We start from the raw sequence: 11,941 nt of genomic DNA on the forward strand, positions 1-11,941 counted from the left end.
GCTGCGGCGAGGGATGCGCTGCTCGCGGGGACGCGATGGCCGCCGCCGAGCGCCCTCCCGGGTCGGCCTGGTCGTCGCGTCCGCTCCCGGCGCATACCTCCGCAGCCCGGTCCGCCGCCTCCGGGGCCGCTTCCGGTTCCGGGGGCCGCTCCCGGCTCTGTGCCGCAGCCTGTCTCTCCGTCGCAGACTAGCCAGGGCGACTCGCCCCAGCGAACGGCCCAGCCCGGCTACCCGCTGCCGCCTGTTTACCCGCCGCAGCCGCCGCAGGGCGCCTATCCGGGGCAAACGCCCCAGCCCGGCCACCCGTCGTCGGCTCCGGTCGCCTTCCCCGCGGCAGCCCTCCCTCATCCGCTCGCCCCCGCTCGCCCTCCTCTCTCCACCGGCTTCATCGTCGCCTGGGCGCTCGGCGGCGCCGCTCTCGCCGTCACGCTCGCCGGGATTCTCGTCGTCGCCCTCGTCGCCGGCCACCTGCTCGGACCGCCGCGTCGCGGCCTTCCCTCCCGGGCGCCTCGTCGGCTCCAGACGGTGGCAGCGGGGCGGCCGACGACACCTACGTCATCGATGGCGTCACAGTGGAGCCGGTGGACGGCTGGACATTCCTGCTCACCTCTGACCGGAACTGCCCGTCCGCTCGCGTCGTCTCCGGCTTCGCGGACACGGAGGACGGCGATACGGTCGAAGAGCACTCCCAGGTCGTTTCGCTGGAGCGCGGGGTCCCGTATTCGTACACGATCCCCGACAGCGCCTCCGACCGGGAGTACGCGAGCATCGACGATATCATCTGCGAGACGATCTGACTCGCCGCGGTCCCGTTCCGCGCGGACCGGTGGGAAAACCCGGCCCGGCCGGTGACACAGGTCGATCGGCTCTGACGAGCTCGAATGGCAGAAGATGTTCTGGGCCGCGATCTCCGACGTCGTGGCGGTCCTCGTCGCGGTCGTGGTCGGTCTCCGTGCTGCGCGACTCGGGAGCCGGTTTCTTCGCCCCTTACCCGGCCGCTGAGCGAGCCGCGGCGCGCCGTTCCGGTCGAGCGAGCGGAATCTGACATCCTCGGAATCGAACATTCAGGGGACAGCACCATGCGCTTCATCACGCCCAAGGAGAAGGCGATCGTCGTCGCCATCCTCGTCGGAGTCGACCTCCTGCTCATCCTGCTTCTGGATGCGCTGAACACGCAGGGCGGCTCCATCGCTCTCAGCATCCTGCAGCTCGTCGCCTGGTATCTCGCGACACGGGTCTTCCGCGGCCCTGGCGAACCGGTCCGGGCCGCTCGGCCCTGGTGGCGGATGACGAACCGGCCGCTGCTCTCCGGCGTGCTCGGCGTCGGCTACGGTCTGCTTGCGGTCGTGAACGCCGGCTTCTCCCTCGCCGGGTATGGAAGTGTCTCCGGGGTCGTGTCCATCCTGGTGGAGCTTGTCTTGGCGGGGCTGTTCCTCACCTCGTTCTGGCGTCTCCGGGCGCTCGCCTTGCTGGTCTGACCCGTAGGCTGGGGCCATGACGCAGGTTTCCGGCATCGCCACCGACGAACTCGACCCCACGATCCGTCCGCAGGACGACCTGTTCCGGCACGTGAACGGCAAGTGGCTCGACCGCACGGAGATCCCCGCCGACAAAGCGCGCTGGGGGTCGTTCATGGTGCTCGCGGAGGAGGCGGAGAACGCGGTGCGCGACATCGTCGAGGCCGCGCAGACCGCGCCGGAGGGCACCGAGGAGCGCAGGTTCGGCGATCTGTTCGCGAGCTTCATGGACGAGGAGCGCGTGGACGCACTGGGCGTCCAGCCGATCGAGGCGCAGCTGGCGCTCGCGAGCTATGCGCACAGTGTCCCGGCCCTGCTGGAGACGCTCGGCCGGCTGGAGCGCCACGGGGTCGGCGGGTTCTACCAGCTGTTCGTGGACAACGACCCGGGCGATCCGGAGCGCTACCTCGTGTTCGCCGAGCAGGCCGGGATCTCGCTGCCGGATGAGTCGTACTTCCGGGAGGAGCGGTTCGCGCCGATCCGCGAGGCGTTCGTTGCGCACCTCCAGCGGATGTTCGAGCTGGCCGGGCTCTCGGATGCGCCGGAGCGCGCGCAGCGGGTGTTCGAGCTGGAGACGGAGATCGCCGCGCAGCACTGGGACAATGTGCGGTCGCGCGACTCCGAGAAGACCTACAACCTGTTCACCTGGGCCGACGTCACGGCGCTGTTCGGCTCCGCGGGCCTCGACGACTGGGCGAGGGGCCTGAGCGCTCCGGAGGGCGCGCTGGCGGAGGTCGTGCTCCGGCAGCCCTCGTTCGCGTCGGGCCTCGCCTCCTTGCTCACCGAGGACAGGCTCGCGTCGTGGAAAGATTGGCTGGCCTGGCAGATCATCCACAGTGCCGCCCCCTACCTGCCGGGTGACTTCGTGAACGCGAACTTCGATTTCTACGGCCGCACCCTCACCGGCACTCCGGAGATGCGCGTCCGCTGGAAGCGCGGCGTCTCGCTGGTCGAGGGCGCGATGGGCGAGGCGGTCGGTCGCATCTACGTCGAGAAGCATTTCCCGCCCGCGGCGAAGCAGACGATGGACACCCTGGTCGCCACTCTGATCGAGGCGTACCGGCAGAGCATCCAGAAGCTGGAGTGGATGGGCGCGGAGACGCGGAGCCGGGCGCTCGACAAGCTGGCGAAGTTCACGTCGAAGATCGGCTACCCGGTCAGATGGCGCGACTATTCGGCGCTGACCATCGACCCGGCCGATCTGCTCGGCAACGTCCGCGCCACGGCGCTGTTCGAGTTCCACCGCGAACTCGCGAAGATCGGCCGGCCGCTGGATCGCGACGAGTGGTTCATGACGCCGCAGACGATCAACGCTTACTACAACCCCGGTTTCAACGAGATCGTCTTCCCCGCGGCTATCCTGCAATACCCCTTCTTCGACGCCGATCGGGACGCCGCGGCCAACTACGGCGCGATCGGCGCCGTCATCGGCCACGAGATCGGCCACGGCTTCGATGACCAGGGCTCCAAATTCGACGGCGACGGCCGCCTTGAGGACTGGTGGACCGCTGCCGACCGCGCCGCGTTCGAGGAGCGCACGGCCAGCCTCATCGAACAGTACAACGCCCTGTCGCCCGCGCAGGTGCCCGGGCACCACGTGAACGGGGCGCTGACCATCGGCGAGAACATCGGCGACCTCGGCGGGCTCGGAATCGCCTGGAAAGCGTACCTGCTCTCACGGGGTGGCGAGGAGCCGCCGGTGATCGACGGCCTTTCGGGCGCTGAGCGCTTCTTCCTCAGCTGGGCGCAGGCATGGCAGCAGAAAGGACGCGATGAGGAGGTCCTCCGCCTGCTGGCGATCGACCCGCATTCGCCGAACGAGTTCCGCTGCAACCAGATCGTGCGCAATATCGGCGCCTTCTACGATGTTTTCGAGGTGAGTGAGGGCGATCGTCTGTGGCTGGCCCCGGAGAAGCGCGTCACTATCTGGTGACACCCACCACAATTTCTTCCGGAGGCGCTTAAGCACCCTCCGGGCGGAGTAGCATCATCGATGTCCATGGCCGGGGGGACCGCAGATCGACCGAAGTGTCCCGACGTGGAGAAGGACCCAGCACCGCCGTGACGATCCAGACCCCGGAGACCCAGCACCGCCGCAGCGTGAACGTGCGCCGTGCCCGGCATCGGGGAGCCGTGCCGTCGCGGGAGACATTCAGCCGCGCCTTCGACGCGCTCGGGAAACTGGCGGTGCAGGGCGTGCAGGTGTCTGGCCGTGTGACGGACCTGAGCACCGGCGAGGTGCTGTTCTCGGTGGACGACCACGTCGTCATGCCCACCGCCTCCATCGGCAAAGTTCTCCTCCTCGTCGAAGTGGCGGCGCGATTGCAGTCGGGTGGGCTGAGTTCCCTGGCCCTGCTGGACCGGGCTCCCCAGGACGCCGTGGGCGACTCCGGAATCTGGCAGCACCTCCAGGTGCCCGCCCTCCCTGTCGCCGACCTCGCCGCTCTCGTCGGCGCGACGAGCGACAACCTCGCCACCAATGTGCTCCTCCGCCGCGTCGGCCTGGAGGCGGTCAGCGCCCGTACCGAGGCGCTCGGGCTCACCCGCACCGCGCTTCTCGACCTCGTCCGCGACCATCGGGGCCCGGACGACGCACCGCAGCTCTCGATCGGCAGCGCAAACGAACTCACCTGGCTTTTCGCCGCGCTCGCCCGTGGCGAGGTCGTCAACCCCCAGACCAGCCGCCAGGTCATCTCCTGGCTTTCGCTGAACAGCGACTTCTCCCTTGTCTCCGGTGCCTTCGGCCTCGACCCGCACTCGCACCGGCACGCCGAGCACGGCATTCTGCTGGTCAACAAGACCGGCAGCGACGCCGGTGTGCGCAGCGAGGTCGGCGTGCTGCGCGGCCCGCGGGCCGGACTGACCTTCGCCGTCTCGACCTATTTCGACGACACGAGCCTCTCCTCGCGGCTCGCCGTCATCGACGGGATGCGGACGGTCGGCCTCGACCTCCTCGAGTACGTCTTCTGAGCGGGTGCGACCGCTGAACATGCGTCGTACCCGGCGCTGGATCGGCGCTCGGCATCACAGACGCCCCTCATCTCACTGTGAAAGACGATATTGCGGTTCGAGCGGTGGCTGCTCGGTTCGAGTGGATCTGCTTTCCCGGGGAGAGCGATGGGGCGATCGTGCGCTGTCGGAGGTCAGACCTCGCGAAGCCGCTCTGCGAGGTAGCGGTCCAGGCCCTCCAGCGGGATGCGCTCCTGCCTCATCGAGTCCCGGTCCCGCACGGTCACGGCGTCGTCTTCGAGCGAGTCGAAGTCGACCGTCACGGCGAGCGGCGTGCCGATTTCGTCCTCGCGGCGGTAGCGGCGGCCGATCGCGCCGGAGTCGTCGAAGTCGACGGCGCGGCGCTGGCGCAAGCGGTCGGCGAGTCCGCGCGCGAGCGGGGACAGCGCTTCGTTGCGCGAGAGCGGGAGGACCGCGACCTTCACCGGGGCCAGTCGCGGGTCGAGGTGGAGCACCGTGCGCTTGTCGGTGCCGCCCTTGGCGTTGGGCGCCTGCTCTTCGTCGTAGGCGTCCACCAAGAAGGCCATCAGCGCGCGGGTCAGCCCGAACGACGGCTCGATCACGAACGGCACATAGCGCTCGTTCTTGTTCTGGTCGAAGTAGCTGAGATCTTTGCCGGAGTGCTCGATGTGCGTCTTCAGATCGAAGTCCGCGCGGTTCGCGACCCCCATCAGCTCACCCCACTCGGAGCCGGCGAACTCGAATTTGTATTCGATGTCGATGGTCCGCTTCGAGTAGTGTGCGAGGCTGTCTTTCGGGTGCTCGAACCGGCGGATGTTCTCGGGCTTGATGCCCAGCCCGGTGAACCACTCCCAGCTGAGGTCGATCCAGGTGTCGAACCATTCCTCATCGGTGCCCGGCTCGACGAAGAACTCGATCTCCATCTGCTCGAACTCGCGCGTGCGGAAGATGAAGTTGCCCGGCGTGATCTCGTTGCGGAACGCCTTGCCGATCTGGCCGATGCCGAACGGTGGCTTCTTCCGCGAGGTCTGCAACACCGACGCGAAATCCGTGAAGATGCCCTGCGCTGTCTCCGGCCGCATGTAGTGCAGACCGGACTCGTCGTCCACGATGCCCAGGTAGGTCTTCATGAGACCCGAGAACGGCCGGATCGGCGTCCACTGGCCCACCTTCTCCGGGTGGTCGGGGTCGGCGATGTCGTCCAGCCCGTTCGCGGGCGGGTGGCCGTGCTCCGCCTCGTACGCCTCGAACAGGTGGTCGGCCCGGTAGCGTTTGTGTGTGATCAGCGACTCGGTCAGCGGGTCGCTGAAGACCTTGACGTGCCCGGAGGCCTCCCACACTGCCGTGGGCAGGATGATCGCCGAGTCGAGGCCGACCATGTCGCCGCGGCCGCGTACGAACGAGTTCCACCACTCGCGTTTGATGTTCTCCTTCAGTTCCACGCCCAGGGGGCCGTAGTCCCACGCGGAGCGGGTACCGCCGTAGATGTCGCCGGAGGGGAACACGAACCCGCGGTGCTGCGCCAGCGTGATGACGGAATCCAGTCTCGACGGTGCGGCGGCCATAGGTGCTCCTGTTTCGGTGCGGGGGTGGATCGGGGGCAGAGTCCCCGATCCACCCTAACTGAAGGGAGCGAGGGGCTCAGGATGCGGTGACCCGGTCCACCGCGATGAGCCGCGGGTGGACGGGCGCTTCTTCGATCCGGAGGCCGAAGAGGGTTTCGGCCGCGTCCGCGAACCTTTGCGCGTCTCCCGCCCGGGCGAGCTCGCGGGCGCGCACGGACGGGGTGTGCAGGAGGACCCCCGCCAGGTGCCGGAGCGCCGCCTCAGTCTGCTCGCTCGAGTCGCCGCGCGTGCGGGCGCGGGCGATCTCCGCGTCGAGGATGTCGAAGACATGCTTGCGCAGCGCGATGAGGGCGGGTTTGACCGCCTGCTCTGCGGTCTGGGCGGCGAACTCGGCGGCGGCGGCGCCGACGATCTCGCGGGCGTCGTCGGCGGCGTTCAGCTCGGCGACCGGCGCGTGGAGGCTGATGGTCTCCAGATCCAGCAGTTCGACGCCCGGCAGCTCGGCGACCGCGGAGTCGACGTTGCGGGGCAGCCCGAGGTCGATGACGAGCCGGCGTTCGATGCCGTCCTGTTGCTGCGCCTGCCCGAAATTCCCGGGAGTCAGCGTGTAATCGCGCACGGTAGTGCAGGTGACGATGAGGTGGGCGTGGGCGAGCGCTGCGCCGAGGCCGCCGGCCGGGACGGCGGTCACCCCGTGGGAGAGTGCGAACTTCTCGGCGCGGCCCGAGGGGGAGTGGACCTGCACATCGGCGACGCCGCGGTCGCGCAGGGCCGCCAGGCTCGCGCCCGCGTACTTCCCGGTTCCTATGAGCAACACGCGCATCCGGGACCAATCGCTCACCCGGCTCTCCGCCAGGTCCAGAGCGAGGCGGACGATCGAGCGGCCGGCGGTCGCGATGCCGGTGCGGTTCTTCACGCCGCGCGAGGTCCGGGACGCGACCTGGAACAGCCGCTCCAGGTCTTGGCTCACCGTGCCCGCCTGGCGCGCCGTGGTGAGCGCGCGGCGCACCTGGCCCGCGATCTCACCCTCGCCGACGACCACGGAATCGAGTCCGCTCGACACGGAGAGCAGGTGCTCTGCCGCCGCATCGTCGCAGTACACCCTGCTGGAGGAGCGCAGCAGGTCCGCGTCGATCCCGGCGGCGTTGCCCACAGCGGCGATCACGGTTTCGGCGGACACCGCGCGTGCCGCCGGGAGCGGCTCGTCGATGTCGAGGTAGGCCTCGAAGCGGTTGCAGGTGGCGAGCACCACCGAACCGGTCACGAGTTCGCTGTGCTCCGCGAGCGCGGTGGCAACGGCCGGAGCATGGCGCTCGAGCTGGTCCAGGAGGTCGAAAGCGGCTGTGCGGTGGCTCGATGAGAAGCAGATAAGCACGGTGTGCAGCCTACGCGCGCCGCGCGCGTTCCTCGAATCGGATGGCCCGGCCCTCCGGTCTTGCCGTGCGGATTCCCGAGGCATTGCCCATCGGCGACCTGGCAGAATCGTGATCGTGACCGCTCTCGACCCCACCCACCCGCTCGCCGCGGGCCTCACCCACGCGAGCCGCCTCGTCCGCTCCTACCAGGGTGAACGGCAGGAGGTGACGCCGGTGTGGTTCATGCGCCAGGCCGGGCGTTCGCTGCCCGAATACCGCGACCTCCGTGTGGGCACCCGGATGCTGGACGTTTGCCTCGATCCGGCGATGGCGAGCGAGATCACCCTGCAACCGGTGCGCCGTCACGGTGTGGATGCGGGGATCTTCTTCAGCGATATCGTCGTGCCGCTGAAGCTCGCGGGCGTCGAGGTCGAGATCCAGCCGGGCAAGGGGCCTGTCTTCGAGCGGGCCGTGCGGACGTCCGCCGATGTCGACCGTCTGAGCGCCGTCGATCCGGCGGCGCTCGCCGCGGACACCTTCGCCGCGGTCCAGGAGGCCGTGCGGCTGACGACCGCCGAGCTGAATGAAACCCCTTTGATCGGTTTCGCCGGTGCGCCGTTCACTCTGGCCGCGTACCTGGTGGAGGGCGGGCCGTCGAAAGACCACCTCCGGGCCCGGACCCTGATGCACGCCGCCCCAGGCGCCTGGGCCCGCCTGATGGACTGGACCGCCGACCTCTCCGGCGCTTTCCTCCGCGCCCAGGTGCTGGCCGGGGCCAGCGCTGCGCAGCTCTTCGACTCCTGGGCGGGATCGCTCTCGCTCCGCGACTACGCCGAGCATGCCGCCCCGGCGTCCGCCCGGGCGTTCTCCCACGTCCGCGACCTCACCTACACGGTCCCGTCGGCGGACCCGGACGGTGAGGCCGTCGTGCGCGCTGTGCCGATCGTTCACTTCGGCGTGGGCACCGGAGAACTCCTCCCAGCGATGCACGAGGCCGGCGCGGACGCGATCGGCGTCGACCACCGCACCCTGCTGGACGAGGCGAGCCGCCGGCTGGGGCATATCGTGCCGCTCCAGGGCAATGCCGACCCGGCGATGCTCGCCGCGCCCTGGGAGGTGCTCTCGGGCCATGCGCTCGATGTGCTCGACCGCGGCCGCGCCGCGCCGGCGCACGTTTTCAACCTCGGCCACGGCGTCCCCCCGGAGACCGACCCTGCCGTGCTCACCCGCGTGGTCGAGCTGGTGCATGGGTGGCGAGCATGACCAGTCTCGGTGCGGAGCTCAGACAGACCATCGAGGCCGACCCGACCCGGATCGCCGTCGTCGGCGGCGGCATGGCCGGTCTCGTCGCGGCGCGCGAGTGTGCCCGGCCCGGCTTCGAGGTGATCGTGCTCGAGGCGGCGGACCGCATCGGCGGTTCCGTCGCACCGCTCGAACTCGACGGGATGACGCTCGACGCCGGCGCGGAGAGTTTCGCGACTCGCGGCGGTCACGTCGCTGAGCTCCTCGATGAGCTGGGCCTGGCCGGGGATGTCGTCTCGCCGAACCCGGCAGGCGCGTGGGTGCGCACCGGCACGAAGAGCGTTCCGCTGCCGAAGGCCGGGCTGCTCGGCATCCCGAGCTCTCCGCTCGCGAGCGATGTAGTGGCCGCCATCGGCTGGGGAGGCGCCCTCCGCGCCTACCTCGACCGGCTGCTGCCGGTGCTCAAAATCGGGCAGGAGCGCCGGCTGGGAACGCTCGTGCGGAAGCGGATGGGCGCGAAAGCTCTGCACGAACTGGTCGCCCCCGTCGTCACCGGTGTCTACTCGGCTGCGCCGGACGATCTGGACATCGAGGTCGTGGCCCCCGGTCTCAACGCCGCGCTGACCCGCCTTGGCTCGCTCTCCGGAGCCGTCGGCGAACTGTGGTCGCAGGCGAAGGCGGGAAGCGCTGTGCAGGGACTCCGCGGCGGGATGTGGCGGCTCCCTGCCGCGCTCGCCGCCGACTTCCGCGCGCGCGGGGGCAGCGTTCGCACCGCCGCCGCCGTCACCGCGATCGAGCCGTGGGCCGCGTCCGAGACGCATGCGCCCGCCGGGGTCGCGCATCCCGAATCGGACGGCGGACGCCGACCCGCCCGCTGGACCCTTCGCCTGGCCGATGGGACGGCCATCGACACGGATGCCGTGGTGATGGCCGCGCCCGCGCACGCTGCGCTCGCGCTGCTCCCCACGGCATCCCCTTCGCTGGCCGGTCTGGCCGGTCTCGACTGGCCTCCGGCGTCGAGCGTCGAACTGGTCACCCTCGTTCTCACAACGCCCGCTGCCGCCGAGGCGCCCAGAGGGACGGGCGTGCTCGTCGCCGACGCCCCCGGCTCCGGCGTCACCGCCAAAGCCCTCACGCATGCGAGCGCCAAGTGGGCGTGGGTCGCGGAGGCCGCGGGAGACGGCTGCCACGTCGTCCGTCTGTCGTACGGCCGGGCGGGCCAGCCAGGGACCCGCGAGCTGGGCGATCAGCGCCTCCGGGAGATCGCGCTCGCGGACGCCTCTGCCCTACTCAATATTCCGCTTGCGGTATCCGATGTGGCTGCATTCGCCCGGATTCTCTGGACGAACGCTCTTCCTTATGCGACAGTGGGGCAGCGGGAGCGCATCCAGCGCGTTCGCGATGGCGTCGGAAGCGTCGAGGGTCTCGAGGTGACCGGCTCCTGGCTGACCGGGACCGGGCTCGCCTCCGTCGTCCCGGATGCCCGTCAGGCAGCCGAGCGGGCGCGGGGGTCTACGCTGGAGAGCACTGACCGAGGACATGGAGGGGTGAGGATGCGAGGAAAGATCCTGTTCGTCGCAGGAGCGGCCGTCGGCTATGTGCTCGGCGCGCGGGCCGGGCGGAAGCGCTACGACCAGCTGAAGGCCGCCGCCGCCAGAGTGTGGGAGTCGCCTTCGGTGCAGAAGCGGGTCCACGCGGTCGAGGACTTCATGGCGGAGAAGGCGTGCGAGGCGCCGGAGGCCGTGTTCGTCGCCATCAAGAAGGCCGTCGTCCGCGTGAACGAGCGACGGCGCGAGGCGCGTTCGCCGATCCCCGAGCCGGAGACGGCGGGGGACGGAAGCGCATCCTGACCTGGAGAGACTCTGACCCGGAAAGGGGAGATGCGATGAGCGACAGCCGGAACGCCCGGAAAAAGCCCTTCGGTAAACTGATCACCGCGCTGCCGCGGCTCGTCGTCGGCGTGCTGAAGGCAGAGGTCGAGCACCTCAAGGCCGAGTTCGCAGCGAAGGTGAAATATGCCGGTGTCGGCATAGGGCTGTTCCTCGTGGCGGCGGTGCTCCTCTTCTTCGCGCTCGGAGTCCTCGTCGCGGCGGCGGTGCTCGGCCTCGCTGTCGTGCTGCCGGGGTGGGCGGCTGCGCTCACCGTGTTCGGCGCGCTGGCGCTGATCGCTGCGATCCTGGTGCTGATCGGTGTCGCGTCGTTCAAGAAGGTGAATGGCCTCGCCCCGAAGGAGACCATCGCGAGCGTCCGATCCGATGCCGACGCGCTGAGAGGGATGGGCAAGTATGACAACTGACCGCAGCGACGCCGAGCGCGCCCGCGCCGAGCTGGCCGCCACCCTCGACGCCATCGAATACAAGCTGAACATCCCGAAGCGCGCCGCCGAGTGCGTGCGGACGCTCCGGCGCGAGAACCCGCTGGCTTTCGCCGGCATCGCCGTGGGCGCGGCGATCGTCGCGGCCACGGCCGCCTGGGGCCTTGTCGCCCTCGTGCGGCGCTGACCGTGCGGGCCCTGGGCCCGCGCTCGTTTTTGCCTTCATGTGTTTGCGAGAGAGACTGTGGTTATGAGTATCCCGGCTGCCGTTCCGGCAGATTCGACCGCCCCCGGAGAGAATCCCGACAGCCCGAGGGGGTTCGCGCTCTGGGCCGTGCTGCGCCGCGATCCGGCGCGTCCCGACGACCTGGACGGTACCGATGTCCCGAAAGCGGTTCAGGAGCTCGAGGGCGTCGTCGCCGACCTCCACACGCAGGGCGTCACGATTCGCGGCTTCTACGACGTCTCCGGCCTGCGCGCCGATGCCGATGTCATGATCTGGCTGCACGGTCTCGACGCCGAGACGCTCCAATGGGGGCTGCGCCAGCTGCGCCGCACCCGCCTGATGGTGGCGTTGCTTCCCACCTGGAACGCGATGGGCGTGCATCGGGACGCCGAGTTCAACCGCTCGCACGTCCCCGGCTTCCTCCGCGGCGAGGAGCCGAAGGGGTGGCTGTGCGTCTACCCGTTCGTGCGCAGCTACGAGTGGTATCTGTTGCCCGAGGAGGAGCGTTCCCGGATGCTGGCCGAGCACGGCCGCAAGGGCGCCGCCTTCCGCGGGGTGCTCGCGAACACCGTCGCGAGCTTCGCGCTCGGCGACTACGAGTGGATTCTGCCGCTGGAAGCCGACGATCTCACCGAACTCGTCGATGTGATGCGCGAGCTGCGCTACACGGACGCCCGCCGCCATGTGCGCGAGGAGATCCCGTTCTACACCGGCCGTCGCATCCAGCCGGCCGAGCTCGTGGAGGTGCTCCA

At 69.7% G+C, this 11,941-nt stretch carries 10 protein-coding genes and 1 pseudogene; 9 read left to right on the forward strand and 2 right to left on the reverse strand.

Going from position 1 to position 11,941, the window contains the following annotated elements; all coding sequences use genetic code 11:
• The first annotated feature begins 581 nt into the window (after positions 1-581).
• The 4 genes from LXX_RS00485 (at position 582) to LXX_RS00500 (ending at position 4,487) form a co-directional block, all read left to right on the forward strand.
• Positions 582-797 (forward strand): hypothetical protein, encoded by a 216-nt coding sequence (locus LXX_RS00485; protein ID WP_155806744.1) that lies wholly within the window; start codon positions 582-584, stop codon positions 795-797.
• Between the two features lie 282 nt (positions 798-1,079).
• On the forward strand, positions 1,080-1,478 hold the full coding sequence (locus LXX_RS00490; RefSeq protein WP_041766850.1) for a hypothetical protein: 399 nt from the start codon (positions 1,080-1,082) through the stop codon (positions 1,476-1,478).
• Positions 1,479-1,494: 16 nt separating this feature from the next.
• The gene (locus tag LXX_RS00495) at positions 1,495-3,450 is read left to right on the forward strand and encodes a M13 family metallopeptidase (RefSeq protein WP_011185191.1); all 1,956 of its coding nucleotides are present in this window, start codon (positions 1,495-1,497) and stop codon (positions 3,448-3,450) included.
• 128 nt (positions 3,451-3,578) lie between these two features.
• Entirely contained in the window at positions 3,579-4,487 is a 909-nt protein-coding gene (locus tag LXX_RS00500) for a serine hydrolase (RefSeq protein ID WP_041766853.1), read from the forward strand.
• Positions 4,488-4,660: 173 nt separating this feature from the next.
• Here LXX_RS00500 and LXX_RS00505 read toward each other — a convergent pair whose 3' ends face one another.
• Together LXX_RS00505 and LXX_RS00510 are read right to left on the reverse strand one after the other, a co-directional pair.
• Positions 4,661-6,052, reverse strand: coding sequence for a glycine--tRNA ligase (locus LXX_RS00505; RefSeq protein ID WP_011185193.1), 1,392 nt, complete (start codon positions 6,050-6,052; stop codon positions 4,661-4,663).
• Positions 6,053-6,128: 76 nt separating this feature from the next.
• Positions 6,129-7,427: a glutamyl-tRNA reductase gene (locus LXX_RS00510; RefSeq protein ID WP_011185194.1), complete on the reverse strand. Its 1,299-nt coding sequence runs from the start codon at positions 7,425-7,427 to the stop codon at positions 6,129-6,131.
• A 109-nt stretch (positions 7,428-7,536) separates the two neighbouring features.
• Between LXX_RS00510 and hemE the strand changes: the two genes are divergently transcribed.
• The 5 genes and pseudogenes from hemE to hemQ all read left to right on the forward strand — a co-directional run.
• On the forward strand, positions 7,537-8,670 hold the full coding sequence (gene hemE / locus LXX_RS00515; protein WP_011185195.1) for a uroporphyrinogen decarboxylase: 1,134 nt from the start codon (positions 7,537-7,539) through the stop codon (positions 8,668-8,670).
• Complete coding sequence (gene hemG / locus LXX_RS00520) at positions 8,667-10,499, forward strand: protoporphyrinogen oxidase (RefSeq protein WP_011185196.1); 1,833 nt, start codon at positions 8,667-8,669, stop codon at positions 10,497-10,499. Before hemE ends, hemG begins: the two co-directional genes overlap by 4 nt.
• Positions 10,500-10,534: 35 nt before the next feature.
• Complete coding sequence (locus LXX_RS00530) at positions 10,535-10,945, forward strand: phage holin family protein (RefSeq protein ID WP_041766858.1); 411 nt, start codon at positions 10,535-10,537, stop codon at positions 10,943-10,945.
• Positions 10,935-11,150 carry a DUF3618 domain-containing protein gene (locus LXX_RS00535; protein WP_011185197.1) on the forward strand — a complete coding sequence of 72 codons (216 nt, stop codon included), beginning with the start codon at positions 10,935-10,937 and terminating at the stop codon, positions 11,148-11,150. Before LXX_RS00530 ends, LXX_RS00535 begins: the two co-directional genes overlap by 11 nt.
• A gap of 63 nt (positions 11,151-11,213) precedes the next feature.
• Positions 11,214-11,927 (forward strand): annotated as a pseudogene (hemQ, locus tag LXX_RS13110) (hydrogen peroxide-dependent heme synthase); the annotation flags it as partial.
• Positions 11,928-11,941: the final 14 nt, after the last annotated feature.

It is taken from the genome of Leifsonia xyli subsp. xyli str. CTCB07 (genome assembly GCF_000007665.1).
GTDB classification, from domain to species: Bacteria; Actinomycetota; Actinomycetes; order Actinomycetales; family Microbacteriaceae; genus Leifsonia; species Leifsonia xyli_C.

Excerpts from the sequence above, each read along its gene's own strand:
- LXX_RS00490 (WP_041766850.1), top strand. The coding sequence starts at position 1,080 with ATGCGCTTCATCACGCCCAAGGAGAAGGCGATCGTCGTCGCCATCCTC.
- LXX_RS00495 (WP_011185191.1), top strand. The coding sequence starts at position 1,495 with ATGACGCAGGTTTCCGGCATCGCCACCGACGAACTCGACCCCACGATC.
- LXX_RS00505 (WP_011185193.1), bottom strand. The coding sequence starts at position 6,052 with ATGGCCGCCGCACCGTCGAGACTGGATTCCGTCATCACGCTGGCGCAG.
- hemG (WP_011185196.1), top strand. The coding sequence starts at position 8,667 with ATGACCAGTCTCGGTGCGGAGCTCAGACAGACCATCGAGGCCGACCCG.
- LXX_RS00530 (WP_041766858.1), top strand. The coding sequence starts at position 10,535 with ATGAGCGACAGCCGGAACGCCCGGAAAAAGCCCTTCGGTAAACTGATC.
- LXX_RS00535 (WP_011185197.1), top strand. The coding sequence starts at position 10,935 with ATGACAACTGACCGCAGCGACGCCGAGCGCGCCCGCGCCGAGCTGGCC.